Genomic DNA, 25,671 nt, shown 5'->3' with positions numbered 1-25,671 from the left:
TCGGCCAAACGTCCAGTCTGCCTGATCGACGCGGTGGGCTACCGGAGTGCGGGCGCAGTGAGGTCGTTCACCAGGGGTCCCCCGACGGCGGCCGGCCCGCCGGCCGGGGACTCCGCGGCCGGGTGCGGGTGCGGGAGGGGGAGCGGGACGGAGTGGGCCCGGCAGGCCAGCGCCCCGAGCAGGGCGGTGCCGGTGACCAGGGCGGCGACGGAGACGGCGACGGCGGAGCGGACCGGGTCGGACAGCGGGGAGGGCATGGCGCTCACGGCCTTTCACTGGGCAGGGGCGTCGGGGAGGGGCCGGCCCCGGGCGGACGCGGGCCGGCCCACGCGTCGGACACGTGCTCTCCCCGCCGGGTGCGGTGCGGACACCCGGTGGCTGCCCGAGGGCCGGGCCCCGGATGCGGTGGAGGGGAGAACCTCCCTCCGGGGTGGGAATCCCCCGGCGCGGGCGCATGATCCGCCGCGTACACCCGGAAGTGGGCGAGCCGCTGCCCCGGGCGTCACCCCGCGTCGTCGGCCAGCTCCGCGACGCCGGTGATCCGGTGCAGCGGATAGGTGCGCACCTCGTCCGCGGTGTGGTCGTACGCCGTGACGAATCCGCCCTCGACCCGGACCGGGGCGATGACCCGCTGGGTGGCGGCGCCCTCGGCGTTCACGTACCCGATCCACAGCGACTCGCCGGTCAGCACGGCGGCCTGCATGGTGGCGAGGGTCTCGGCGACCCCGGTGCGCGGCAGCCCGCCCGGTCCCGGCGGGGTCTCGCCGGGACCGGGCCTGCGCGGGGCGGTGGCGGCCAGGTCACCGGCCCGGACGGCCCGGATCGCGGCCGCCAGCAGCGCGTCGTCCGGCGCGGGCGGCCCGTCGGGGACGGGTTCCGGGGCGGTGCGCGGCGGGGTGCGGTGGGCGTCGGCGCGGGTGATCAGCACATCGCCGTGGGCGGACTCGGCGGCCGGCGCGAAGCCCATCGCGCGCAGACCGTCCAGCAGGGCCCCCGGGTCGGCCTGCGCGGCCAGCACGGTCGGCGCGAGGCGGCGCAGGCCCAGCCCGGCGGCCCGCTTGTCGGCCAGGATCTCGCCCAGCGTCGCGTCGTCGTCGCAGCGCACGTAGGCGGAGGCCGCGCCCACCCGCAACTGCCCGTGCCGCCGCGCCACGTCGTCGATCAGGTACGCCAGCGGCTGCGGCACCGGCGTGCGGGAGTGCGTGGCGAGGAAGGCGTGCAGGTCGGCGGCGGTCCGCCCGGCGTCCAGGGCCCGGCGCACCGAGCCCGGCGTGAACCGGTACACGGTGGCCCCGCCCTTGGACTCCACGTCCGCGAGCACGCCCAGCACCTCCGCGAGCGGCCGCTCCAGCGGCCCCGGCGCCACCGCCGTCAGGTCGGCCTGCAACAGCACATGATCGAGCGGCTCGGGCAGCAGCGGCCCCAGCACCCGCGCGGCGGCCGCCGTCGCGACGGCCTGCTCACCGGGCGACAGCACCGGCAGGGCGACCGGCGCGTGCCGGTGCGCCGGCAGCTTGTCCCCGGGCCCGGCCGCGTCCCCGGGGGCGGGCTCCTCCGGTGCCGCCGGTCCCGCCCCGATCAGCGCCCGGCCCGGCGCGGACAGGGCGCCGCGGCCGGTGACGCCTAGGAGTTCGGCCTCCTGAAGGGTCCAGTGGGCGAGCCGGGTGCGCAGGTCGCCGGTGTCCTCGCGGCGCGGGCCGCGCAGCGGGCGCTCCCAGCGCAGCCGGGCCAGCAGGGAACCGGTGTCGGGGGCCGCGCCCTCGGGCAGTTGGGCGAGCAGGGCCAGCACCCGGTGCCGGACCTCCGGGGCCGCCGAGCGGTCCAGGCCCGGACCGAGCGCGGACAGCGTGCGGTCCTTCGCGTCCCGCCCGCCGGCCAGCCCCGGCGTCCGCGTCCCCAGCAGCCATGCCTCGGCGAGCCGCGCCCACCGCCGCTCGGCGGACAGCTCCCGCCACTCGTCGTACGCCGGGGTCGCCGCGTACCGCTCGTCGTCCCCCACTGCCTTACCGCCGTGGGAGGTGCCCCCACCGCCGTCGGAGGCCACCAGCCCGGCGGCGTAGGCGAGTTCGAGCCAGAACGCGGCGACCGGCTCGGGCACGTCCAGGGCGACCGCCGTCCGCTTCAGGTCGCGCACGCTCAGCCCGCCGGCCCGCAGCACGGCCGGGCCGCCCTCGTCCCACTCCTTCAGCAGCTCCTCGACCATGGCGAGCGCGGCCAGCGCCTGCCCGGCGGCGGTGGCGTCCACCATCTGCGGACGGTGCGTGGCCGCCGCGGTCACCGGCGGCGCCACCGGCTCGGGCGTGCGGTGCGCGCGCCCGGCGCGCAGATGCAGGGCCACCTCGCGGGGCAGCACGACCGTGCCGGGCGCGGTCGGCAGCAGCAGACCCCGGTCCAGCAGCCAGCGCAGGTGCGCCGCCGGATCGTGGGTGACCTGCCCGTACGGCGGCCCCCACACCAGCCGGGACAGCACCTCGCGGGACTCCGCGGGCGCGTCGGCGAGCAGCGCCGCCAGTCGCGCCCGGTCGGTGAACAGCCCGGTCAGCGCGGCCACCGCCGACACCGGGTCGTGGGTCGAGGGCAGCCCGGCGGCGGCCAGGATCTCCTGGAGCCGCCCCGGCGACATCCCGGCCGTCGCCTCCCGCACGGTCGGGCCGAGCCCGGTCGGCGACGGATGCTGCGGCGAGGGCGCGAGCAACTCCCTTGCCGTGCGCACCAGTCGCAGTTGGTCGTCGCCGCCCCACACCAGGGCCCGCGTCCGCAGCACGCCCAGGGCGCGCGGCAGCGCCCCGGCGACCACCGGATCGGGGTCGTCGCCGGCCAGCAGCCCGAGCAGTTCGCCGTACGTCGCCGGATCGGCCGCCACGGCCAGCGCCTCCGCCGTCTGCAGCGCGAACCGGTCCAGTCGCTCCAGCGCCCGCAGCACCGACGCCCGGGTACCGGCCCGGGTGGCCAACTGCGTGAGGTCGGTGGGGACCGGCGTGATGAGGTCGGGGCGGCTGCGCAGGAGGGCGGCCAGGGAGGCGTCGTCCCTGGCGCGGAGGGCCTCCGCGAGGGACCGGGGGGCCGCGGGCTTCTCCTCGGTGCTCATCCGCCCCACGGTAGCGGGTCGCCCCCGGCGGCCGGGGCCCCTGCGCGCGGGCCGGAAGCGGTACCGTCGTCCGACGGGGTATCACCGACACGCCCGCGCCGGAGGGGTCCGTGGGGATCGAGAGCGACCAGGTCGTCTACGAGTATCTGAGCCGCGTCGGCGACGTGGCGCAGCAACGCCAGTTGCCGTCGTCCGCGCGGGTGCGCCTGGTCGCGGAGCTGCGCGACGAGATCGACCGGCGCCGGTCGCGGACCGTCGGCGACTCGCCCGCCGCCGTGCGCCGCATCGTGGACCGGCTCGGCAGCCCCGAGGCGGTCGTCGAGGCCGCCGGTGACCCGGCCGCCGCGCCGGGGGCACCGGAGCCGCCCGTCCCCGCCCAGCGCGCCACCGCGGCCCTCCGCCGCAAGACCCCGCGCCCGGACGGCGGACGCGGTAAGTCCCCGCGCCCGGACGGCGAGCGCGGCAAGTCCCTGCGCCCGGACGGTGGACGCGGTAAGTCCCTGCGCCCGGACGGCGAGCGCGGTAAGTCCCTGCGCCCGGACGGCGAGCGCGGCAAGTCCCTGCGCCCGGACGGTGGACGCGGTAAGTCCCTGGGCCCGGACGGCGAGCGCGGTAAGTCCCTGGGCCCGGACGGCGAGCGCGGTAAGTCCCTGGGCCCGGACGGCGGACGGCGCCGCATGGGACTGCTCCGCGCGGCTCGCCGCCCCGCCGAACCGCCCGCCCCCGCCCCCACCCCGGCGTCCGCCCCGACGCAGCCGCATCTCGCCCCGGCCGAGGGCCTGGGCGGCGCCCCCGCCCAGCCCGACTGGTGGCGCGTGGAGGCCGGTCCGTTCGGCGGCCGGGCCGGCGGCGACACCGTCCCCGGCTTCGTCGGCGGCGTGGAGATCCCGGAACTCCTCAAGCCCCCGCCGCCCCGCGAGGAGACCCCTCAGGCGCAGCCGGCCCCCGCGACGGCCCAGGAGGCGGCCGTCCCCGATCCGGCCGCCGTCCGCACCCGCCGCCTGGCCCGCCTCTGGCCGCAGGGCACCCGCTCCGACCCGCTCCTGCTGCTCGCCGCCGCCCTCCTCGCGGTCGGCGCGGTGCTCGGCGACCTGCTCCCGCTCGCCCTCGGCTGGCTGCTCGCCTACCTCACCCGCCGCCTGACCCCCGCCCAGTCCAAGTGGGCGGTCCTGGGCCTGCCCGGCCTCGCCCTCACGGCCGGCCTGATCTGGCTCTGGGGCCGCACGGAGGCCCGCTGGGGCGCCCCCGTCCCCGAGGGCCACATGAACGAGGCCCTGGCCGAGACCTGGCCCTGGGTCCTGAAGGCAGCGGCGCTGGCCTCGGCCCTGTACCTGCTCTGGCGCTCCAGGCGCTCCTGAGGCGCCCCCGGGCACAATGGCCCGCATGACCACCACCTCCGCCGCCCCGACCGTCGGCTTCGACCTGGACATGACCCTGATCGACTCCCGACCCGGCATCCGCGCCTGCTACCTCGCCCTGTCGGAGCGCACGGGCACCCACGTCGACGCCGACCTCGCGGTGACCCGCCTCGGCCCGCCCCTGGAGCAGGAGCTGGCCCACTGGTTCCCGGCGGAGCGGCTCGCGGCCACGGCCGACCTCTACCGCTCGCTCTACCCGGAGTACGCCATCGCCGCCACCCCCGCCCTCACCGGCGCCCGGGAGGCGATCGAGGCGGTACGCCGCTCCGGCGGCCGGGCCATCGTCGTCACCGCCAAGTACGAGCCCAACGCCAAGCTCCACCTGGACCACCTCGGCATCGCGCCCGACGCGGTGATCGGCGACCTGTGGGCGGAGCAGAAGGCCGTCGCGCTGCGCGAGCACGGCGCGGAGATCTACGTCGGCGACCACCTCGGCGACATCCGCGGCGCCCGCACCGCCGGCGCGCACTCGGTGGCCGTCGCGACCGGCCCGTACACCGTGGACGAGCTGCGCGCGGCGGGCGCGGACACGGTGCTGACCGACCTGACGGAGTTCCCGGCGTGGCTGGCGGACTACCGGGACGGCACCGCCCCGCGGGCCTGACGGCGGCCCGCCGCGATCGACCGCAGCACCCCCGCGCCGGCGATGAGGAAGCCGACGCCCATCAACATGCTCAGCAGGAACATGAAGGTCGGGAACGGCGTCGTCCCCAGCAGCAGGGGGGCCACGGTGACCAGGGTGGCCAGGGCGCCGATGAAGAAGACGATCGCACCGGCGCGGATCAGCCGGTCGCCGGGCGCGGCGGAATTCGTTCGGGTTTTGTCACGCACCCCACCAGGGTAGTTCCCAGCCCGAGAGAACAGCCGGGCGACGTCTTGTCACCGGCCCGAAGACCATTAGCCTGGGTACCGGCGGGTCCGACGACCCGCCCGAGTGCTATCAAGAGCAGTTTTCCGACGAGTACGAGGACGAGGACAGACGTGCCTACCGGCAAGGTCAAATGGTTCAACAGCGAGAAGGGCTTCGGCTTTCTCTCCCGGGACGACGGCGGTGACGTCTTCGTCCATTCCTCCGTCCTTCCCGCCGGAGTCGAGACCCTGAAGCCGGGCCAGCGCGTGGAGTTCGGCGTGGTCGCCGGCCAGCGCGGCGACCAGGCCCTGTCCCTCACGCTGCTCGACCCGGCCCCGTCGGTGGCGGCGGCGCAGCGCAAGAAGCCGGACGAACTCGCCTCCATCGTCCAGGACCTGACGACCCTCCTGGAAAACATCACACCGATGCTGGAGAAGGGCCGTTACCCCGACAAGACCTCCGGCAACAAAATCGCCGGCCTGCTGCGCGCGGTCGCCGACCAGTTGGACGTCTGACCCCCTTCCCGCGGGTTTTCACGGGAATTCCAGCGCCCCGGGGCCGAGGGGCGGCACCAGTCCCTCGGCCGCCGCGCGGGTCAGCAGCCCGCGGACCGCCGCGTAACCGTCCTCGCCGAGGTCGGCGGTGAACTCGTTGACGTACAGCCCGATGTGCTGGTCGGCGACGGCCGGGTCCATCTCCTGGGCGTGTTCCATGACGTACGGGCGGGACACCTCGGGCTCGTCCCAGGCGGCGCGCACCGAGGCGCGGACCGCGTCGGCGAGGCCCGTCAGCGCCCGGTCGCCCAGCGACCGCTTGGCGATGATCGCGCCCAGCGGGATCGGCAGCCCGGTGGTGGCCTCCCAGTGCTCGCCCATGTCGGCGAGCTTGTGCAGCCCGTAGTTCTGGTACGTGAACCGGGCCTCGTGGATGACGAGTCCCGCGTCCACCTTCCCGTCCCGCACGGCCGGCATGATCTCGTGGAACGGCATCACCACGATCCCGCCGACCCCGCCCGGCACGGTGTCCGCCGCCCAGAGCCGGAACAGCAGGTACGCCGTCGACCGCTCGCTCGGCACCGCGACCGTCCGGCCGCGCAGGTCCACCCCGGCCTCGCGGGTCAGCACCAGCGGCCCGCAGCCCCGGCCGAGCGCGCCCCCGCAGGGCAGCAGGGCGTACTCGTCGAGGACGTACGGCAGCACCGCGTACGACACCTTCAGCACGTCCAGCTCGCCGCGCTCGGCCATGCCGTTGGTGAGGTCGATGTCGGCGAAGGTCACGTCGACGGCGGGGGCGCCGGGGAGACGGCCGTGGGCGAGGGCGTCGAAGACGAAGGTGTCGTTCGGGCAGGGGGAGTAGGCGATCCGCAGGGGCGCGTCAGTGGTCATGGGGGTCATGGGGGTCATGGGGGTTCCAACTCGTGAGGACGGGCGCGAGCTTCCCGAAGCCGTCGGTGAGCGCGGCGAGGGCGTCGCCGATGCGCCAGGCGGCCCGGTCGCGCGGGCCGACGGGATTGGAGATGGCGCGCAGTTCCAGCACGGGCAGCCCGTGCGCGGCGGCGGCCTCCGCCACGCCGAAGCCCTCCATGGCCTCGGCGAGGGCGCGGGGGTGGCGGGCGCGCAGCGACTCGGCGCGCCCGGCGGTGCCGGTGACGGTGGAGCCGGTCAGCACGGTCCCGGGGCGGGCCCCGGTGGCGCCGGCGACCAGGCGGACCAGGGCGGCGGGCGGGCGGTGGGTGACCGTGCCGAAGCCCAGCTCGGTGACCGGCAGGAAGCCGTCGGCGGTCTCGGCGCCCAGGTCGGCGGCGGTGATCTCGTCGGCGACGACCAGCGAGCCGACCGGCGCGCCGGGGGCGAAGCCGCCGCCGATGCCGGCCGAGACGACCAGGCCGTAGGGGTGGCCGTCGAGGGCGGCGGCGGTCAGGGCGGTCGCGGTGGAGGCGGCGGCGAGCGCCGGGCCCACCCCGGCGGCGACCAGGTCCCAGGCGCCGGCGCGGTGCAGGGTCACGCCGGGCAGCGGGATCTCCCGGGGCGGTCCGGGAAGGGACCGGGCCACCGCGTCCCGTTCGACGGGGACCGCGGTGGCCACCAGGACACGTACGGAAGGCGTGGTCAGTCGCCCTTCTTCAGTTCGAAGACCCAGACTCCGGTGAAGGACTGGCCGCCCTGCTTGCCGTTCCCTGCGACGACCGCGACCCGGGTGGAGTCGCCCTGCGCGCCGTACTGGGCGTTGAAGAACACGCTGCCGGGGACCGTGCGGTAGGTCTTCTTGCTGTCGTCGGTGAGCGGCTGACCGTTCATCAGGATCGTCCAGCGCTTGTCGGCGATGTCCGGGTCGACGCCGAAGCGGACGGTCTCGTCCGGGTCGACCGTGATGGACTCGACGTCCTTGTCCTGGAGGCACTTGGTCAGGTCGGCGGTCTTCAGCGTCTCGTCCTCGCCGCCGCCGCAGGTGGCCTGGGAGCTGATCGAGTCGCTGCCGACGGTGATCGTCGACATGGGCGTCGGCTTGTCACACGCCGACAGGACGAGCAGTCCGGCGGACACGGCACCGGCGGCGGCGACGGCGCGGCGGCGTCGCACGACGCGGTGTCCAACAGCGGCTGCGCCGCGGGGCAACGTGGTCATGGCACGTAGGCTATCGGGCCCTCCGGGCCCGCCCCCCACCTGGGTACGGCGTGCCGTACGTCACGCCACCCGGGCCCGTGCCCCGCCGTGCCGGGCCGAGGCGATCAGCCCCCGTACGGTCGTCAGCCAGCCGGCGGCGACGATCGCGGCGCCGACCGCGAGGCCCAGGGTGCCGTTCAGCGGCATCGCGATGCCGACCGCGCCGCCGAGCACCCAGGCGACCTGGAGCAGCGTCTCCGAGCGGGCGAACGCCGAGGTGCGCACCAGCTCGGGCACGTCCCGCTGGATCAGCGCGTCCAGGGAGAGCTTGGCCAGCGCCTGCGCGAACCCGGCGACCGCCGCCAGGCCCGCCACCAGCACCGCGCCGAAGAACACCGCCGCCGTGACCGCCGCGGCCAGCGCGCCCGCCAGCACCGTCACGATGATGATCTCCGGGGCGCGGGAGCGCAGCCACGCCCCGACCGCCGTGCCCAGCGCGTTGCCCGCCCCGGCCGCCACGCCCACTATCCCCAGCGACACCGCCGCGCTCTGGCCGGTCATCGGGTGCTCGCGCAGCAGGAACGCCAGGAAGAAGATCAGGAACCCGGTCAGACAGCGGACGGCGGCGTTCGCGCCCAGCGCGTGGGTGACGGCCGTGCCGACCGTGCGCAGCCCCGGCCGCTTGACCGGTTTGCGGTGCGGGCCGTGCAGGTGGGACTCATCGGCGGCGAGCAGCGCGGTGTCCTCGCCCTTGGCCGAGTCGACCTCGCGGGGGAGCGTGAACGACAGGAACGTTCCCGCGACGAAGAGCACGAAGGCGCCGTACAGCGGCCAGCGCGGTCCGATCTGCTGGAGCCCCGCGCCGATCGGCGCCGCCGCGCCGGTGGCGAGCAGCCCGCCGAGGGTGACCCGCGAGTTCGCCTTGACCAGGGAGAAGGCGGGCGGCAGCAGCCGGGGCACCACGGCGCTTCTGACCACGCCGTACGCCTTGGAGGCCACCAGCACGCCGAGCGCGGCCGGGTACATCTCGATGCTGCCGCTGATCACCGCGCCGGACAGCACCAGGGCGAGCAGCGCCCGCGCCGCCATCGCGGTCGCCATCGCCGCGCGGCGGCCGTGCGGGACGCGGTCCAGGATCGGGCCGATCACCGGGGCCAGCAGGGTGAACGGCGCCATGGTGATCGCGAGGTACAGCGCCACCCGGCCCCGGGCCTCGTCGGTCGGCACCGAGAAGAACACGGTGGAGGCGAGCGCGACGGTGATCATCACGTCCCCGGCGCCGTTCACCGCGTGCAGCTCGATCAGCTTGCCCAGGCCCGACTCGCCGGCCCCGTGCGCGTGGGTCGCCCGGCGGATGCCGCGGGCCGGTCCGGTGACCGGCAGTCTCAGGGCACGGCCGACCGCGCGGAATCGCCCGGGACCGTGTCCCCGGCCCCCGCCCTTCAGTTCCGTCTGTTCCGTCCGCGCGGCTGCCACCCCGTCATAGTGCCCCGAGAGCCGCGTGTATAGCTCCGTTGTGGCATGGATGGAGCTGATCGAGTCGGGTGAGGCGCCCGAGGAGGGCACCGGGAAACTCCCGTCGGTGTAGGCCCAGCGCACATGAACAGGTAGCGTGCGTAGCGCGCCGTGGCGAACGTTCTCGGCCGCGCGCCGTACGGCCATCCCGCAGAATGGATGACGTAGGTGCGCCCGAGCGCGGTCGGGCGCGGACGTCGACGCGGTCCCCGGGTCCGCTCCGTCCGCCCTCCCGCCGGAAGTGGCGCACCCGTGAGACGGCGTATGGAGAGAAGCGATACCTGTGAGCGCAGCGACAACGCGAAGCCGCACCCCCGACCGTCTGTGCGCCGAGGCGGTCGACCTCGCACGGGCCGCGGCGGAGGAAGCCGCCGCGCCCGGTGTGGTCGGCGAGCATGCGGGGCTGATCTCCGAGGGTGACCGCGTCGTCACGCACTTCTTCGCGTGCGAGGAGCTGGGCTACCGCGGCTGGCGCTGGGCCGTCACCGTCGCCCGCGCCTCCCGCGCCAAGATCGTCACGGTCGACGAGGCGGCGCTGCTGCCCGGCCCCGACGCGGTCCTCGCCCCCGAGTGGGTGCCGTGGAGCGAGCGGCTGCGCCCCGGCGACATGGGCCCCGGCGACCTGCTGCCCACCGACGCGGACGACCTGCGCCTGGAGCCGGGCTGGTCCGGCGAGGACGAGCCGCCGCCGAACTCCGCCGTCTCCGAGGACATGGCCGCGCTCGCCGAGGCCGAGGACGCGGAGGTCACCGCCGCCCGTCCGGCCGAGCTGCCCGCCACCCCGCCGCGCGGCACGATCGCGGCCGTCGCCGACGAACTGGGCCTGCGCCGGGCGCGGGTGCTGTCCCGGTACGGGCTGCACACCGCCGCCGACCGCTGGGAGGAGGCGTTCGGCCCCAAGACCCCGATGGCCCAGGCGGCGCCCGCCGCGTGCGTGTCCTGCGGGTTCCTGGTGCGGATCGGCGGCTCGCTCGGTCAGGCGTTCGGGGTGTGCGCCAATGAGTTCTCCCCGGCCGACGGGCGGGTCGTCTCGCTCGCGTACGGGTGCGGCGGGCACTCCGAGGCGGCGGTCATGCCGAAGCCGCCGCAGCCGGCTCCGCCGGTGATCGACGAGACGCGGGTGGACCCGTTCCCGCTGCGGCCGGCGTCCGACTCGGGGTCGGTGCCGGTGATCGAGGACGCGTCCTCGGCGGAACTCGGGCACTCGTAGCGTTTCTGCGGGGGTTGGGGGTCTGGCGGCCCGGGGATCTGGGCCAGACCACCGGGCCACGGCCTGGCGGCCCTGCCTCCACCCGCCTTGCGGCCTCGTCCGCAAGCGCCGGACGGACGGGCCTGTGGATGCGCCTGGCCGGTGTCGATGAGGGCCGGTCGGGCCTGTGGATGCGCCTGGCCGGTGTCGATGAGGCCGGTCGGGCCGGTGGACGCGCCTGGCCGGTGTCGATGGGCGTCCGCCGGATCGGTGGACGCGCCTGGCCGGTGTCAACCGGGCGCCGCACCGGCCGAGGGGTCCGTCGACCGGCGCCGGACGGGCCCGCGGCGCCGTCGGCCCGCGTCGGGGGATGATCCGCGCGGTACCTTCGACCCCACGTCGCTTGAGGGCCGATGAGGAGAGATGAACGTGAGCAAGTTCGTGCGGCCCGCCGCCGAGGGCGCGGACCCGTTCGGTACGGCGAGGCTGCGGCGCGGGGTGCTGGACGCCTGGGCCACCAGCCCGGCCCGGTTCCGGGAGGACGCCAACGCCGAGGAGGACCTCGTCCTCGGCGGCTACCGGGACCGCCTCGTCGTGGAGCTCGCGCAGAACGCCGCCGACGCCGCCGCCCGCGCCGGCGTGCCCGGCAGGTTCCGGCTCACCCTGCGCGACGGCGTCCTCGTCGCCGCCAACACCGGCGCCCCGCTGGACGCGGCCGGCGTCGAGTCGCTGTCCACGCTGCGGGCCTCCGCCAAACGGGACACCCCCTCCGTGGGCCGCTTCGGCGTCGGTTTCGCCGCCGTCCTCGCCGTCACCGACGAACCCGCCGTCGTCGCCCGGCACGGCGGGGTCCGCTGGTCCCTGGCCGAGGCCCGCGACCTGGCCGCCGACACCGCCCGGCACAGCCCCGGCCTCGGCGACGAGATCCGCCGCCGGGACGGTCACGTACCGCTGCTGCGGCTGCCGTTCCCGGCCGAGGGCCGGGCCCCCGACCCGTACGACACGGCCGTCATCCTGCCGCTGCGCGACACCGCCGCCGCCGATCTCGCCGAACGGCTGCTCGACGCCGTGGACGACGCCCTGATGCTCGCCCTGCCCGGCCTGGCGGAGGTGGTCATCGAGACCGGCGACGACACCGTACGGACCCTGCGGCGCGGCACCGACGGCGACCTGACCGTCGTATCCGACTCCCGCGAGGGCGTCACCCGGTGGCGTACCACCGCCGCGCACGGCCCGCTCACCCCCGAACTCCTCGCCGACCGCCCGGTCGAGGAGAGGCTGCGTCCGCACTGGTCGGTCACCTGGGCCGTGCCCGTGGACGACGAGGGCGCCCCCGTCCCGCCCCGGACCAGCCCCGTCGTGCACGCGCCCACGCCCAGCGACGAACCGCTCGGCGTGCCCGCCCTGCTGATCGCGTCGTTCCCGCTGGACTCCACCCGCCGGCACGCCGCCCCCGGCCCGCTCACCGACTTCCTGGTCCAGCGCGCCGCCGACGCGTACGCCGGGCTGCTCGCCGACTGGCGGCCGGTCACCGACCGGATCATCGGCCTGGTGCCCGGCCCGCTGGGCAAGGGCGAACTGGACGGCGCCCTGCGCCGGGCCGTCCTGGAGCGACTGCCGCGCACCTCGTTCCTGCCGCCCGCCGCCGGGCCCCGCGACGACGACCCCGACCTGCCCGCCGCGCTGCGCCCCCGGGACGCCGAGGTGGTCGAGGGCGCGGGCGCCGACACCGTACGGGTGCTGGCGGAGGTCCTGCCGACGCTGCTCCCGGCCGGGCTGGAACGCCGGGCGGAGCTGCGCACGCTGGGCGTGGCCCGGGTGCCGCTGACCGACGCGGTCGACCGGCTGGCCGGGCTGGAGAAGGAGCCGGGCTGGTGGCGGAGGCTGTACGACAGCCTGGCCGGGGTCGACCCCGACCGGCTCTCGGGACTGCCGGTGCCGCTCGCCGACCGGCGTACGGTGATCGGGCCCCGGCAGGTGCTGCTGCCCACCCCCGACGCGCCCGCCCTCGACCCGGAGGTCCTGTCCCGCCTCGGGCTGAAGGTCGCCCATCCGGACGCCGCCCATCCGCTGCTGGAGAAGCTCGGCGCGCTCCCGGCGACGGCGCGGGCCGTCCTGACCACCCCGCAGCTCAGGGCCGCCGTCGCCGCCTCCCTGGACGACGCGGGCCCGGCGAACTGGGAGGAGGACGCCCTCGACGCCGAGGAACTCGCCGACACCGTCCTCGGCCTGGTCCGCGACGCCGGTCTCGAACCGGGTGAGGAGCCCTGGCTCGGCGCGCTGGCCCTGCCCGACGAGGACGGCGAACTCTCCCCGGCGGGTGAACTCGTCTACCCCGGCGGCCCGTTCGCCCGGGTGATGCGCGAGGGCGAACTCGCCGCCGTGGACGCCGAACTGGCCGAGAGGTGGGGCCCGGACCCGCTCGCCGCCTGCGGGGTCCTCGTCGCCTTCGCCCTGGTCCGCGCCACCGACGTGGTCCTGGACCCGGACGAACTGGAGCCCCGCGAGGGGGACTTCGCCGAGCCGGACGACGCCGGGCTGCTGGACGCGGTGGACGTGTGGTGCGAGGACATCCTGGACCGCTTCCCCGACACCCCCGTCCCCCCGGTCGCCACCGAACTCGTCGCCGTCCGCGACCTGGACCTGGTGGACGACGACAAGTGGCCCGAGGCGCTCGCCCTGCTCTCCCGGCCGCCGCTGCGCGACGCGCTCGTGGAGCCGGTGCGGATGCTGCTGCCCGACGGCACCCACGAGACCGTACGGCCGTACACCGCGTGGTGGCTGCGCGGCCACCCCGTGCTCGGCGGCCGCCGCCCCGCCGGGCTGCGCGCCGCCGGCGGCGACCCGCTGCTGCGCGGCCTGTACGACGACGCCGACGCCGCCGGCTTCGAGGACGAGCAGGTCCTGCGGGCGCTCGGGGTGCGCACCTCCGTCGCCGCCCTGCTCGACGAACCGGGCGGCGCCGCCGAACTCCTGGACCGCCTCGCCGACCCCGCCCGCCCCGTCACCGCCGCGCAACTGCACGCCCTGTACGGGGCGCTGGCCGGCCTCGACCCCGAGCAGGTGACCCTGCCGGACGAGCTGCGCGCGGTGGTCGACGGCGAGGTACGGGTGGTGGACGCGGCGGACGCGGTGGTCGTGGACTCACCCGACCTGCTCCCCTTCACCGCCGGTGTGCCCCTCCTCCCGGTCCGCCCCGCCCGCGCCGCCGAACTGGCGGAACTCTTCCAGGTCCGGCGGCTGAGCGAGTCCGTCACCGGCCGCGTCGACTCCGAGGGCACGGAACACGCCGTCCCGGAGCCGGTCCGGGCCCTGCTGGGCGACCGCACCCCCGCCTCGTACGTCGAGCACGACGAACTCGTCGTGGACGGTACGGAACTGGACTGGCGCCTCACCGACGACGGCGTCCTGCACGCCGCCACCCTCGAAGGCGTCGCCGCGGGCCTGGCCTGGTCCGCCGCCCAGTGGCCCCGCCGCTTCGAGGTCGCCGCCCTCCTGGAGGACCCGACCCGCACGGAGGAACTGGCCCGCGACCGGTGGTTCGACTGAACCCGCCTACATTTTCTTCAATTCCGTACAACCATTCGCAGGCGTTGATGATCTGATCATCGGAGCCAACAGGCTCCTAGATCACTTGGGCCCCAGGCGTGACACGAGCCGTTGGGGGGCGACGACCGCCGGGGCCCACTTCTCCACCTGGGGAACGCATGCGCATTCGTGCCACCGTGGCCGCCGTGACCGGCGCCCTGGCTCTGTCCGCTCTCGTCGTACCCGCCGCGCAGGCCGCATCGGCGGACGACGTCGCCCTGCGGAAGCCGAGCGGGGCCGAGGTCTTCGGCGTCACCTCCGGCCGCTCGGCCCTCCGCGCCGCCGCTGCCGAGCCCACCGTCACCAGTGTTTCGGTGAACGGGGGCAAGAACGTGGTCCTCGGCACCACCACCGTCAAGACCTTCACCGTGTCGGTGACCGCCACCCACGCGAGCGGCATCGCCGACGCCTACATCGACCTCTGGCGCGGCTCCGACCCGGAGCGCCCCGACGGCTGGCTGCCGCCGAACCAGGACGTCGCCACGTGCAAGGCCGCCAGTGCCACGAAGTCCACCTGCAAGCTCACCATCACCGCCAGGCCCGGCTTCGACGACGGCGATGACCTGACCGGTTACGTCTACGACAACGCCCTGGCCGGCTCCTGGCACGTGAGCGTGGGTGTGCTGGCGAACGACCAGAGCGTCTCCTACACGGACTACTACCGGACCCACAAGGTCCAGCGCCTGTCCAAGCTGACGGTCAACGCCGCGCCGGAGCCGGTGAAGAAGGGGGCCACCATCACGGTCACCGGCAAGCTCACCCGCGCCGACTGGGAGACCGGCAAGTACGTCGGCATCCCCAGCGGCCAGTCCGTGTCGCTGCAGTTCCGCAAGGCCGGCAGCTCCTCGTACAGCACCGTCAAGGGCATCAAGACCACCTCGGGCGGCGCCCTGAAGACGACCGTCAAGGCGGCTTCGGACGGGTACCACCGCTTCAACTACAAGGGCATCACCAGCACCGCGGCGTCCGTCGCAGCCGGCGACTACGTCGACGTCAAGTAATCACAACAGGGGGATACAACATCATGCGTACACGCGTCATCGGGACCGCCGCCATCGGCGCCCTCGCCCTTTCCGCTCTCGCCGTCCCGGCCGCGCAGGCCGACACCGTCCGTCCGAAGGACGGAGGCTACGGCGACACGAAGATCACCAAGGTCGTCGTGGACAGCGACAACAAGGTGGCGATCGGCACCTCCGGTGCCAAGACCATCAAGGTCAGCGTCACCGCCACGGACAACTCGGGCATCAAGAGCGCCGACCCGTTCGACCTCGTGGGCCCGGGTGCCGGCTGGGAGCTGACGGGCAAGCCGACCTGCACCAAGGTCAACAGCACCACCTCCACCTGCTCCGCCTCGGTGAAGATCGACCCGAAGACCGATTACCTGTCGAACGCCAACGCGGGCACCTGGTACGTCGACGCGTGGGTCGACGCCAAGGACGGCGACTTCGTGTGGAAGGAGAAGGCCGGTTCCTTCAAGTTCCAGCGCGCCGCGAAGCTGACCGCCAACGCCGCTCCCGAGCCGGTCAAGAAGGGCAAGACCCTCACGGTCACCGGCAGCCTCACCCGGGCCAACTGGGAGTCGCTGAAGTACGGCGCCTACGGCAGCCAGTCCGTGAAGCTCCAGTACCGCAAGAAGTCGGCCAGCAGCTACACCACGGTCAAGACGATCAAGGCGGACTCGAAGGGCAACCTGAAGACCACCGTCAAGGCGTCGGCCGACGGCTACTACCGCTTCGCCTTCGCGGGGAACTCGACCACCGGCGCGGTCAACGCCACCGGTGACTTCGTCGACGTGAAGTAACCCCTCACGCCGGTACGCGGCGGTCGACCCACCTCCACAGGAGTTCCAGGGCGGCCGCCGCCACCGCGGCGATGGCGACCGCCGCCCACGGCATCGTCGTACCGACGAGCTTGAGGGCGAAGAAGTCCTGGAGCCAGGGCACCGCGAGGACCAGCAGGAATCCGGCGCCCATCGCCGCGACCAGGGCGATCCGCCACCAGGTGTAGGGGCGGGCGATGATCGCCAGAATCCACAGCGAGATCAGGAACAGCGTCAGCGTCGCCGCGCTGGTCTCCGCGTCCAGCGCCCCCGGCCCGCTGTAGTGGTGCCGCGCCGCCAGGTACGTCACGAAGGTCGCCACGCCGGCCACCGCCCCGCCCGGGATCGCGTACCGCATCACCCGCCGGACGAAGTGCGGCCGCGCCCGTTCCCGGTTGGGGGCGAGGGCGAGGAAGAAGGCCGGGACACCGATCGTCAGGGTGGACAGCAGGGTGAGGTGGCGGGGCAGGAACGGGTACTCCACCTGCCAGCCCACCACCAGGATGGCCAGCAGCACCGAGTACACCGTCTTGACCAGGAACAGGGTCGCGACGCGGGTGATGTTGCCGATCACCCGGCGGCCCTCGGCGACCACCGAGGGCAGCGTGGCGAAGCTGTTGTTCAGCAGCACGATCTGCGCGACCGCCCGGGTCGCCTCCGACCCGGAGCCCATCGCCACCCCGATGTCGGCGTCCTTCAGGGCGAGGACGTCGTTGACGCCGTCGCCGGTCATCGCGACGGTGTGCCCGCGTGACCGCAGGGCGCCGACCATCTCCCGCTTCTGCTGCGGGGTGACCCGCCCGAACACCGTGCCCTCGTCGAGCGCCTCGCCCATGGCCTCCGGCTCGGCGGGCAGTTGCCGCGCGTCGACCGCCGTGCCGCTCAGCCCCAGCTTGGCGGCGACCGCGCCGACCGACACCGCGTTGTCCCCGGAGACGACCTTGGCGCGGACGTCCTGCTGGGCGAAGTAGCGCAGCGTCTCGGCGGCGTCGGGCCGCAGCTTCTGCTCCAGGACGACCAGCGCGGCCGGCTCGGCGCCCTCGGCCACCCGCGCGTCGTCCAGGACGCGTGCGGTGCGGGCCAGCAGCAGCACCCGCAGGCCCTGCTCGTTGAGCCGCCCGGTCTCGGCGAGGGCGGGGTCCTCGTCGTCCAGCAGCACGTCGGGCGCGCCCAGCAGCCAGGCGGTACGGGTGCCGTCGCCCTCCTCGAAGGAGGCGCCGCTGTACTTGCGGGCGGAGGAGAAGGGCAGCGCGCCCGTGCGGTGCCAGGAGCCGGCGCCGTCGTCCGGGTAGGCGTCGATGATCGCCTTCAGGGACGCGTTCGGCCGGGGGTCGGCCGCGCCCAGCGCGCCGAGCACCCGCCGTACGTACCCCTCCTCGGCGCCGTTCAGCGGGCGCAGCTCGGTGACGTCCATGCCGCCCTCGGTGAGCGTGCCCGTCTTGTCCAGGCAGACCGTGTCGACGCGGGCCAGGCCCTCGATCGCGGGCAGTTCCTGGACCAGGCACTGCTTGCGGCCCAGCCGGATCACGCCGATCGCGAAGGCGACCGAGGTGAGCAGCACCAGGCCCTCGGGGACCATGGGCACGATGCCGCCGACGGTGCGGGCGACGGAGTCCTTGAGGTCGTTGTCCTCGCCGACCAACTGGCTGATGATCAGGCCGATCGCGGTCGGCACCATCATCCAGGTGACGTACTTGAGGATGGTGGAGATCCCGGAGCGCAGCTCGGAGTGGACCAGGGTGAAGCGGGACGCCTCCTCGGCCAACTGCGCGGCGTACGCCTCCCGCCCCACCTTGACCGCCCGGTACGCCCCGCCGCCCGCGACCACGAAACTGCCGGACATCACCTGGTCGCCGGGGCGTTTGACCACCGGGTCGGCCTCGCCGGTGAGCAGCGACTCGTCGATCTCCAGCCCGTCCGCCTCGACGCACACCCCGTCGACGACGGCCTTGTCCCCGGGCCCGAACTCGATCACGTCGTCCAGCACGATCTCGGAGGTGCCGACCTCGGTGGCCGCCCCGTCCCGCCGCACCCGGGGCCGTACCTCGCCGATCAGGGCGAGCGAGTCCAGGGTCTGCTTCGCCCGCCACTCCTGGAAGATGCCGATCCCGGTGTTGGCGAGGATCACGAACCCGAACAGGCTGTCCTGGATCGGCGCCACGATCAGCATGATCACCCAGAGCACGCCGATGATCGCGTTGAACCGGGTGAAGACGTTGGAGCGCACGATGTCGACCAGCGACCGGCTGCTGCGCACCGGCACGTCGTTGACCTGCCCCCGCGCCACCCGCTCGGCGACCTCGGCGGCGCTCAGCCCGCCCGCCGCCGACGGGGGCAGCGGCACCGGGTGCACGGGATCGAGTTCGGCGCCCGCGTCGATGTGCGTCATGCATTCGACGGTACGGGCGGACGTGCGGCTTCACCCGGCGAGGAGAGCGAAGATCCGACCAGCGGAGGACGGGTCCGCCGGGATGTGCTGCCCTGGTACTACGCGGTGTCCTCGGGGTACTACCCGGCGGTCCCGGACCGGGAGCGCTTGATCGCGGCGTCCCGCCGGCGGACGTACCAGACGCCGATCAGGCCGAGGCCACCGCCGGCCAGACAGGTCCACAGCCACCAGGTGTGCCCGTGGTCGTCGAACCAGCCGTAGAACGGGAGCTGGGCCAGGAAGAGGACGAACCAGATGACGGTGCCGCCGGTGATGGTGGCGACCACGGGGCCCTCCAGGGGCTCCGGCGCCTCGTGCTTCGGTGTCCACTTCGCCATGCGCACAGCTTACGAGGCACCGCCGACGCGCCCCGCGCCGCGCGGGTCTACGCGCGGAGATAGCGTTATCTCCTTCATATGTTCATACTGAACACGTTTGTCCTTGACCACTTTCATTCGTAGAAAACACCAAAGGGCCGTGGGGGAGCCTGCTGGTGATGAGGTCTTTCATGTCCATCGAGGGCCGTCTCCAGCAGAACGCGCTCGACCGCTATTTCAAGATCTCCGAGCGGGGCAGCACCCTCGCCCGTGAGGTCCGCGGCGGCTTCGCCACCTTCTTCGCGATGGCCTACATCATCGTGCTGAACCCGATCATCCTCGGCAGCGCCAAGGACATGTACGGGCACCAGCTCGACAACGGCCAACTGGTCACCGCCACCGCCCTGACCGCCGCGTTCACCACGCTCCTGATGGGCGTCATCGGCAACGTGCCGATCGCGCTCGCCGCCGGCCTGGGGGTGAACTCGGTCGTCGCCCTCCAGTTGGCCCCCCGGATGTCCTGGCCGGACGCCATGGGCATGGTCGTGCTGGCCGGTTTCGTGGTGATGCTCCTGGTCGCCACCGGCCTGCGCGAGCGCGTGATGAACGCCGTGCCGTTCGGGCTGCGCAAGGCCATCTCCATCGGCATCGGCCTGTTCGTGATGCTGGTCGGCCTGGTCGACTCCGGGTTCGTCACCCGGATGCCGGACGCCGCCCAGACCACCGTCCCGCTCCAGTTGGGCAGCGGCGGGCATCTGCACGGCTGGCCCGTGCTGATCTTCGTCCTGGGCGTGCTGCTCACCCTGGCGCTGATCGTCCGCAAGATCTCCGGCGCGATCCTGATCTCCATCGTCGTGATGACGGTCCTCGCGGTGATCGTCAACGCGGTCGCCGACATACCGTCCTGGGGCCTGACCACCCCGAAGTGGCCCGGCAACCCCGTCTCCAGCCCCGACTTCTCCCTGGTCGGCGAGGTCAGCCTGTTCGGCGGGTTCGAGAAGGTCGGTGTGCTCACCGGCGTGCTGTTCGTCTTCACCGTGCTGCTGTCGTGCTTCTTCGACGCGATGGGCACGATCATGGGCGTCAGCGACGAGGCCAAGCTGACCGACGCCGAGGGCCAGATGCCCGGCATCAACCGGGTCCTGTTCGTCGACGGTGTCGCCGTCGCCGCCGGCGGTGCCAGCTCCGCCTCGGCCACCACCGCGTTCGTGGAGTCCACGGCCGGCGTCGGCGAGGGCGCCCGGACCGGCCTGGCCAGCGTGGTCACCGGCGCGCTGTTCGCCGTCGCGCTGTTCCTCACGCCGATCGCCACGATGGTGCCGTCCCAGGCGGCCACCCCGGCGCTGATCGCGGTCGGCTTCCTGATCCTGTCCGGCTCGATCACCAAGATCGACTGGGCGGACTTCACGATCGCCATCCCGGCCTTCGTGACCATGCTGATCATGCCGTTCACGTACTCGATCACCAACGGCATCGGGATGGGCTTCATCTCCTTCGCGCTGCTGCGCCTGGCGGCCGGGCGCGGGCGCGAGGTGCCGGTGGCGATGTACGTCGTCTCCGCGGTGTTCGCCTTCTACTACCTGATGCCGGCCCTCGGCCTCACGTGATCCCGTGGGGGACCACCCCGAGCGAGCGTCCGGACGGTACCCACCGTCCGGACGCTCGTCCGTTTCCGCCGCCGGACGACCTGCCGCGGTCCGCATGCGCTCCCCTCGTACGGGTGATACGAGAGTGCAGTGGCGGGAGTCACGGGCACAGGATGCTCCAGCAGTGGTCCTTCGTAAGACTAATGAGTTAGGCTAAAGACATGCCGGACCTCAGCCATGGCGACGACGCCGCCGCCGTGAACTCCCTCCGATCCGCCGTGATGCGGTTGTCCCGTCGGCTCAAGCACCAGCGGGTCGACGAGTCGCTCAGCCCGACCGAGATGTCGGTGCTGGGCACCCTGTCCAACTGCGGCAGCGCCACCCCGGGCGAACTCGCCCGCAAGGAGCACGTGCAGCCGCCGTCGATGACCCGCATCGTGGCACTCCTGGAGGCCAAGGGGCTGGTCCGACTGGAGCCGCACCCCGAGGACCGGCGCCAGAAGGTCGTGACGCAGACCGAGCAGGCCGTGGTCATGCTCGAGGAGAGCCGCCGCAAGCGGAACGCGTTCCTGGCCACGCTGGTGGAGGACCTGGACGAGGACGAGTGGGCGAAGATCCGCGCCGCCGCCCCCGTACTGGAGAAACTCGCACACCTGTAAGCCGCGCAACGAGGAGGCGACCTTTTGAGTACGGGACCCGGAGCAGCTTCCGCCCCCGCACCTGACCACCACGACACGCCGCCCGAGCCCCGGCGCGGCACGTCCATGTTCGCCTCCCTGAAGGTCAGGAACTACCGCCTGTTCTTCCTGGGCCAGGTCGTCTCCAACGTCGGCACCTGGATGCAGCGCATCGCCCAGGACTGGCTGGTGCTCTCGCTCACCGGGTCCTCCGCGGCGGTCGGCATCACGACCGCCCTGCAGTTCCTGCCGATGCTCCTCTTCGGCCTCTACGGCGGCGTCCTCGTCGACCGGCTGCGCAAGCGCCCCACGCTGCTGGTCACCCAGTCGGCGATGGCCCTGACCGCGATCTTCCTCGCCGTCCTCACCCTGACCGGGCACGTCGAGGTCTGGCACGTCTACCTCGCCGCGTTCGCCATGGGCCTGGCCACCGTCATGGACAACCCGGCCCGGCAGTCCTTCGTCTCCGAGCTGGTCCGCCCCGACCAGTTGCAGAACGCGGTCAGCCTGAACTCGGCCAACTTCCAGTCCGCCCGGCTGGTCGGTCCCGCCGTCGCGGGCGTGATGATCACGGGCGTGGGCACCGGCTGGGCGTTCCTCGCCAACGGCCTGTCCTTCGTGGCGCCGCTCACCGGGCTGCTGCTGATGCGCGCCCGGGAACTCCACGTCGTCCAGCGCGCGCCGCGCGGCAAGGGCCAGTTGCGGGAGGGCCTGCGGTACGTCGCCGGGCGGCCCGAGCTGATCTGGACGATCGTGCTGGTCGGCTTCATCGGCACCTTCGGCTTCAACTTCCCGGTCTTCCTCTCCGCCTTCGCCGACGACGTCTTCGACGCGGGCGCGGGCGAGTACAGCCTGTTCAACACGCTGATGGCGGTCGGTTCGCTGGCCGGCGCGCTGCTGGCGGCGCGGCGCGGCACGGCCCGGCTGCGGGTGCTGATCGCGGCGGCGCTCGGCTTCGGCGCGCTGGAGATCGTGGCCGCCGTCGCGCCCACGCTGTGGCTGTTCGCGCTGCTCATGGTGCCGATCGGCGTCTTCAGCATGACGGTGAACGTCACCGCCAACACCAGCATCCAGATGTCCACCGACCCGGCCATGCGGGGCCGCGTCATGGCCCTCTACATGATGGTGTTCCTCGGCGGCTCGCCGGTCGGCGCCCCGATCGTCGGCTGGGTCACCGACACCTACGGCCCCCGGGTCGGCTTCGCGGCCGGCGGCACCGTCGCCGCGCTGGCCGCGGCGGTGATCGGCCTGGTCCTGGCCCGGGTCGGCAACCTCCGCCTCACCCTCAACTGGCACCACGGCCATCCCCGCCTGCACTTCGTCCCCCGCGACCGGCACGAGGAACTCGCCCGAGCGGCGTAGGCCGGTCGCGGGGAAGCCGTCGGTCGTCAGCACGAGGCCGTCCTGTACCCCGCAGCGGGCAGCCGCGCGGTACCACGACACGCACGGTGACCGGGACACGCCGGGCACACTGGGCCCATGAGACTCTTCGCCGCCGTGCTGCCGCCCGAGGATGTCGTGGACGCGCTGGCCGTCGAGGTGGGGCGGCTGAGGGGGCTGCCGGGGGCCAAGGAGCTGCGGTGGACCGGGCGGGCGGGGTGGCACTTCACCCTCACCTTCTACGGAGAGGTCGACGACGCCCGCGTACCGGAGCTGTCGGAGCGACTGGGCCGGGCGGCGCGGCGGTCCGTGCCGTTCGGGCTGGCGCTGCGCGGGGGCGGGCAGTTCGGGCACGGGCGGGCGCTGTGGGCCGGCGCGGCCGGGGAGCCGGGGGCCCTCGCCCTGCTCGCCGCGCGAACCCGGGCGGCGGGCCGGAAGGCGGGCGTGACGACGCAGGAGCACCGCCGGTACGTCCCGCACCTCACCGTCGCCCGGAGCCGGGAGGCGTACGACGTGCGGGCGTACCTGGCGGCGCTCGACGGGTTCACCAGCCGCACCTGGACCGTGGACGAGCTGGTACTCGTCCGCAGCAACCTGCCCGTGTCCGGAGTGCCCGGCGAGCGGCCCCGGTACGAGGCGGTCGCCCGCGAGCCGCTCGGCCGGGCCGGTTAGGCTCGTTGCCGTGGACCCCAAAACCCGGAACCGGATCATGGCCGGTGTGCTTGTGCTGATGCTCGTGGTGGTGGCGGTGGCGGCGGCGGTCGGAAGCTAGCGCCCGCGACCGCCGCCGCGCCCCCTCCGCGGGCCGGCGCCGCCCGCTACCAGGCGAACGCCTCCGGGGACGGCCCCGGGCCCGGGAAGATCTCGTCCAGCCCGTCCAGCAGCTCCTGGGAGAGTTCCAGCTCCACGGCCCGCACGGCCGACGTGAGCTGCTCGGCGGTGCGCGGGCCGACGATCGGGCCGGTCACGCCGGGCCGGGTGAGCAGCCAGGCCAGCGCGGCCTCGCCGGGCTCCACCCCGTGCTTGCCGAGCAGGTCCTCGTACGCCTGGATACGGGCGCGGCCCGCGGGGTCGGCGAGCGTGTCGGCGGCCCGGCCGGTCGCCCGGCGACCGCCCTGCACCTCCTTCTTGATGACCCCGCCGAGCAGCCCGCCGTTCAGCGGCGACCAGGGGATCACGCCGAGCCCGTACTCCTGGGCGGCCGGGATGACCTCCATCTCGGCGCGGCGCTCGGCGAGGTTGTAGAGGCACTGCTCGCTGACCAGGCCGATGGTCCCGCCGCGCCGGGCGGCGGTCTCGTTGGCCTGCGCGATCTTGTAACCGGGGAAGTTCGAGGAACCCGCGTAGACGATCTTGCCCTGCTGGACCAGGACGTCGATCGCCTGCCAGATCTCGTCGAACGAGGTGTCCCGGTCGATGTGGTGGAACTGGTACAGGTCGATGTGGTCGGTCCGCAGCCGCTTGAGGCTGGCGTCGACCGCCCGCCGGATGTTCACGGCGGAGAGCTTGTCGTGGTTGGGCCAGGCCGCGCCGTCGGCGCCCATGTTGCCGTACACCTTGGTGGCGAGGACGACCTTGTCGCGCCGGCCGCCGCCCTGCGCGAACCAGTTGCCGATGATCTCCTCGGTGCGGCCCTTGTTCTCGCCCCAGCCGTAGACGTTGGCCGTGTCGAAGAAGTTGATGCCCGCGTCCAGTGCCGCGTCCATGATCGCGTGACTGTCCGGCTCGTCGGTCTGCGGACCGAAGTTCATCGTCCCGAGGACGAGCCGGCTGACCTTGAGTCCCGTGCGTCCGAGCTGCGTGTACTCCATGGTCCCCAAGCCAACGACCTTGAGTGCGCTCCAGGCAAGCGGGGGCGATCAGTCGCGGGGGAAGTCGGCGGTGCGCAGGGTGAGGCCGAGGGGCGTGCCGGTGAGGTCGAGGTCGTGGCCGAAGCCGACGGTGGTCTCGGTGATGTACTCGCCGTCCTTCGGCTGGGTGTAGACGTGGCACTTGCCCTGGTAGGGGTCGGCGATCAGGTAGACGGGCACCTCGGCGACGGCGTACGCGGTCTTCTTCGGGCCGTAGTCGTTGGCGGCGGTCCCCTGCGAGATGACCTCAGCGACGAACTCCACGTCCTCGTGGCGCCAGCGACCCGCCTCGTCCGGCTCGGCGCCGTCGCGGAGCTTCGCGACGTCCGGGCAGAAGCCGTTCTGGTGGCCGGGGAAGTCGATGCGGACGTCGGAGAGCACCTTGGCACGCCTTCCGAATCGGGATCGGATGGCCGACGCGATATCGAAGATGATCTCCCAGTGCGTGCCCCGCTGCGGTGTCATGTGGACGCTGCCCCCGACGATCTCGACCCTGAATCCTTCGGGGACGGGCATCTTTTCGAGCCGCTCGAACCACTCGTCGAGGCTCTCGGTGCTGACGTCGGCCATGGCGATCCTGTCGTCTACGACGGTCATCGTGGCGCTCCTCCCCGACGGCTCCCCGAACAGAAGCCGCCGCGCGGTACAACGATACGCACGGCCGCCAGGACACGGACGGACTAGCAGCCCCCGTACGGGCCGCCCAGCCCCCACCCCTGGTGCATCGCGTCCGCGAACGCCGCGGCGATCTTGTGTTCGCCCAAGGCGCCGGGGTGGGTGCCGTCGTAGGTGGCCGTGCGGAGGTCGTACGCGGGCGGCACGGAGGCCAGCAGCAGCGGGGAGCGGGGTTGGTCCAGGTCGGCGACGGCCTTGGCGAGCAGGTCGTTGAAGAGGGCGACCTGCGCGGCGAAGGGCGGGTCCTGGTGGGCCCTGATGTTCGGGATCACCGGCAGCAGCACCATGCGGACGCGGGGGCGGGCCGCCCGCGCCCCGGCGACGAAGCGGTGGACGTTCTCGGCGGTCTGCTCGGCGTTGGTGTAGAAGCCGAGGTCGATCAGGCCGAGGGCGACCAGCAGCACGTCCGCGTCGTGCTCCCGGACCGCCTCCCCGATCAGCGGGGCCATGTGCAGCCAGCCCTCGCCCCAGCCCGCGAGGTGGGCGCGGGGGAAGCCGGGGTCGGCGTAGGCGAGGGAGACGGGCGCGTCCGCGGCCTTGTCGTAGAGCGTCTCGCGGGGGCCGACGAAGGTGAACGGACCGCCGTACTCCGCGCACAGGTGCTGCCACAGCCGGTAGCGCCAGGTGTGTTCGCCCGCGCTCCCGATCGTCTGGGAGTCACCGACGGGCATGAACCTGAGCATCCGAT

General features: G+C 73.8%; 23 protein-coding genes. 11 read left to right on the top strand and 12 right to left on the bottom strand.

The window, feature by feature from the left end; translation table 11 throughout:
* Window positions 1-38 precede the first annotated feature (38 nt).
* A complete protein-coding gene (locus ACFY32_RS03865) occupies window positions 39-257 on the bottom strand; it encodes a hypothetical protein (RefSeq protein WP_390673423.1) in 219 nt (72 codons plus the stop codon).
* A gap of 245 nt (window positions 258-502) precedes the next feature.
* On the bottom strand, window positions 503-3,088 hold the full coding sequence (locus ACFY32_RS03860) for a helicase C-terminal domain-containing protein (RefSeq protein ID WP_390673355.1): 2,586 nt from the start codon (window positions 3,086-3,088) through the stop codon (window positions 503-505).
* 110 nt (window positions 3,089-3,198) lie between these two features.
* On the opposite strand from ACFY32_RS03860, the gene ACFY32_RS03855 reads away from it, so the two are divergent.
* Both ACFY32_RS03855 and ACFY32_RS03850 read left to right on the top strand, forming a co-directional pair.
* Window positions 3,199-4,446 carry a hypothetical protein gene (locus ACFY32_RS03855; RefSeq protein ID WP_390673354.1) on the top strand — a complete coding sequence of 416 codons (1,248 nt, stop codon included), beginning with the start codon at window positions 3,199-3,201 and terminating at the stop codon, window positions 4,444-4,446.
* 25 nt (window positions 4,447-4,471) lie between these two features.
* Entirely contained in the window at window positions 4,472-5,110 is a 639-nt protein-coding gene (locus ACFY32_RS03850; protein ID WP_390673353.1) for an HAD family hydrolase, read from the top strand.
* Here ACFY32_RS03850 and ACFY32_RS03845 read toward each other — a convergent pair.
* Entirely contained in the window at window positions 5,080-5,337 is a 258-nt protein-coding gene (locus ACFY32_RS03845) for a hypothetical protein (RefSeq protein WP_359194901.1), read from the bottom strand. The two genes, ACFY32_RS03850 and ACFY32_RS03845, sit on opposite strands and share 31 nt — an antisense overlap.
* 150 nt (window positions 5,338-5,487) lie before the next feature.
* On the opposite strand from ACFY32_RS03845, the gene ACFY32_RS03840 reads away from it, so the two are divergent.
* Window positions 5,488-5,871 carry a cold-shock protein gene (locus ACFY32_RS03840; protein WP_359194904.1) on the top strand — a complete coding sequence of 128 codons (384 nt, stop codon included), beginning with the start codon at window positions 5,488-5,490 and terminating at the stop codon, window positions 5,869-5,871.
* An 18-nt stretch (window positions 5,872-5,889) separates the two neighbouring features.
* Here the strand turns inward: ACFY32_RS03840 and ACFY32_RS03835 are convergent, their stop codons facing one another.
* The 4 genes from ACFY32_RS03835 to ACFY32_RS03820 are packed head-to-tail and all read right to left on the bottom strand — an operon-like array spanning window position 5,890 to window position 9,435.
* Entirely contained in the window at window positions 5,890-6,741 is an 852-nt protein-coding gene (locus tag ACFY32_RS03835) for a 1,4-dihydroxy-6-naphthoate synthase (protein WP_359194907.1), read from the bottom strand.
* The gene (locus tag ACFY32_RS03830) at window positions 6,731-7,441 is read right to left on the bottom strand and encodes a futalosine hydrolase (RefSeq protein ID WP_390673352.1); all 711 of its coding nucleotides are present in this window, start codon (window positions 7,439-7,441) and stop codon (window positions 6,731-6,733) included. The genes ACFY32_RS03835 and ACFY32_RS03830 overlap by 11 nt, the downstream gene beginning before the upstream one ends.
* A gap of 23 nt (window positions 7,442-7,464) precedes the next feature.
* Complete coding sequence (locus tag ACFY32_RS03825) at window positions 7,465-7,980, bottom strand: DUF2771 domain-containing protein (RefSeq protein WP_359194913.1); 516 nt, start codon at window positions 7,978-7,980, stop codon at window positions 7,465-7,467.
* A gap of 60 nt (window positions 7,981-8,040) precedes the next feature.
* Entirely contained in the window at window positions 8,041-9,435 is a 1,395-nt protein-coding gene (locus ACFY32_RS03820; RefSeq protein WP_390673351.1) for an MFS transporter, read from the bottom strand.
* A 322-nt stretch (window positions 9,436-9,757) separates the two neighbouring features.
* Between ACFY32_RS03820 and ACFY32_RS03815 the strand changes: the two genes are divergently transcribed.
* From ACFY32_RS03815 to ACFY32_RS03800, 4 genes are all read left to right on the top strand, one after another.
* Complete coding sequence (locus tag ACFY32_RS03815; protein ID WP_359194916.1) at window positions 9,758-10,684, top strand: DUF3027 domain-containing protein; 927 nt, start codon at window positions 9,758-9,760, stop codon at window positions 10,682-10,684.
* A 408-nt stretch (window positions 10,685-11,092) separates the two neighbouring features.
* Window positions 11,093-14,212 (top strand): sacsin N-terminal ATP-binding-like domain-containing protein, encoded by a 3,120-nt coding sequence (locus ACFY32_RS03810; protein WP_359194919.1) that lies wholly within the window; start codon window positions 11,093-11,095, stop codon window positions 14,210-14,212.
* 158 nt (window positions 14,213-14,370) lie between these two features.
* A complete protein-coding gene (locus tag ACFY32_RS03805; RefSeq protein ID WP_390673350.1) occupies window positions 14,371-15,252 on the top strand; it encodes a calcium-binding protein in 882 nt (293 codons plus the stop codon).
* A gap of 23 nt (window positions 15,253-15,275) precedes the next feature.
* Window positions 15,276-16,052: a calcium-binding protein gene (locus ACFY32_RS03800; RefSeq protein ID WP_359194925.1), complete on the top strand. Its 777-nt coding sequence runs from the start codon at window positions 15,276-15,278 to the stop codon at window positions 16,050-16,052.
* A gap of 4 nt (window positions 16,053-16,056) precedes the next feature.
* Here ACFY32_RS03800 and ACFY32_RS03795 read toward each other — a convergent pair whose 3' ends face one another.
* Together ACFY32_RS03795 and ACFY32_RS03790 are read right to left on the bottom strand one after the other, a co-directional pair.
* A complete protein-coding gene (locus ACFY32_RS03795) occupies window positions 16,057-18,459 on the bottom strand; it encodes an HAD-IC family P-type ATPase (RefSeq protein ID WP_390673349.1) in 2,403 nt (800 codons plus the stop codon).
* Window positions 18,460-18,578: 119 nt separating this feature from the next.
* A complete protein-coding gene (locus tag ACFY32_RS03790) occupies window positions 18,579-18,836 on the bottom strand; it encodes a DUF2530 domain-containing protein (protein ID WP_359194931.1) in 258 nt (85 codons plus the stop codon).
* A gap of 158 nt (window positions 18,837-18,994) precedes the next feature.
* On the opposite strand from ACFY32_RS03790, the gene ACFY32_RS03785 reads away from it, so the two are divergent.
* The 4 genes from ACFY32_RS03785 to thpR all read left to right on the top strand — a co-directional run bounded on the left by ACFY32_RS03785 (window position 18,995) and on the right by thpR (window position 23,130).
* Window positions 18,995-20,422: an NCS2 family permease gene (locus ACFY32_RS03785; RefSeq protein WP_359194934.1), complete on the top strand. Its 1,428-nt coding sequence runs from the start codon at window positions 18,995-18,997 to the stop codon at window positions 20,420-20,422.
* 200 nt (window positions 20,423-20,622) lie between these two features.
* Window positions 20,623-21,060: a MarR family transcriptional regulator gene (locus ACFY32_RS03780; protein ID WP_359194937.1), complete on the top strand. Its 438-nt coding sequence runs from the start codon at window positions 20,623-20,625 to the stop codon at window positions 21,058-21,060.
* A 24-nt stretch (window positions 21,061-21,084) separates the two neighbouring features.
* Window positions 21,085-22,440 (top strand): MFS transporter, encoded by a 1,356-nt coding sequence (locus ACFY32_RS03775; RefSeq protein ID WP_359194939.1) that lies wholly within the window; start codon window positions 21,085-21,087, stop codon window positions 22,438-22,440.
* A 117-nt stretch (window positions 22,441-22,557) separates the two neighbouring features.
* Window positions 22,558-23,130, top strand: coding sequence for an RNA 2',3'-cyclic phosphodiesterase (gene thpR, locus ACFY32_RS03770; RefSeq protein ID WP_359194942.1), 573 nt, complete (start codon window positions 22,558-22,560; stop codon window positions 23,128-23,130).
* A gap of 146 nt (window positions 23,131-23,276) precedes the next feature.
* Here the strand turns inward: thpR and ACFY32_RS03765 are convergent, their stop codons facing one another.
* From ACFY32_RS03765 to ACFY32_RS03755, 3 genes are all read right to left on the bottom strand, one after another.
* The gene (locus tag ACFY32_RS03765) at window positions 23,277-24,269 is read right to left on the bottom strand and encodes an aldo/keto reductase (RefSeq protein ID WP_359194945.1); all 993 of its coding nucleotides are present in this window, start codon (window positions 24,267-24,269) and stop codon (window positions 23,277-23,279) included.
* A 48-nt stretch (window positions 24,270-24,317) separates the two neighbouring features.
* A complete protein-coding gene (locus tag ACFY32_RS03760) occupies window positions 24,318-24,905 on the bottom strand; it encodes a Uma2 family endonuclease (RefSeq protein ID WP_359194948.1) in 588 nt (195 codons plus the stop codon).
* A gap of 83 nt (window positions 24,906-24,988) precedes the next feature.
* Window positions 24,989-25,666, bottom strand: a complete 678-nt coding sequence (locus ACFY32_RS03755) for a GDSL-type esterase/lipase family protein (RefSeq protein WP_359194951.1) — start codon at window positions 25,664-25,666, stop codon at window positions 24,989-24,991.
* Window positions 25,667-25,671 lie beyond the last annotated feature (5 nt).

It is taken from the genome of Streptomyces sp. NPDC000134, assembly GCF_042899225.1.
Classification (GTDB): Bacteria; Actinomycetota; Actinomycetes; order Streptomycetales; family Streptomycetaceae; genus Streptomyces.
Note: the sequence above shows the minus strand (reverse complement) of the source record. Positions and strands in the feature narration are given on the sequence as shown.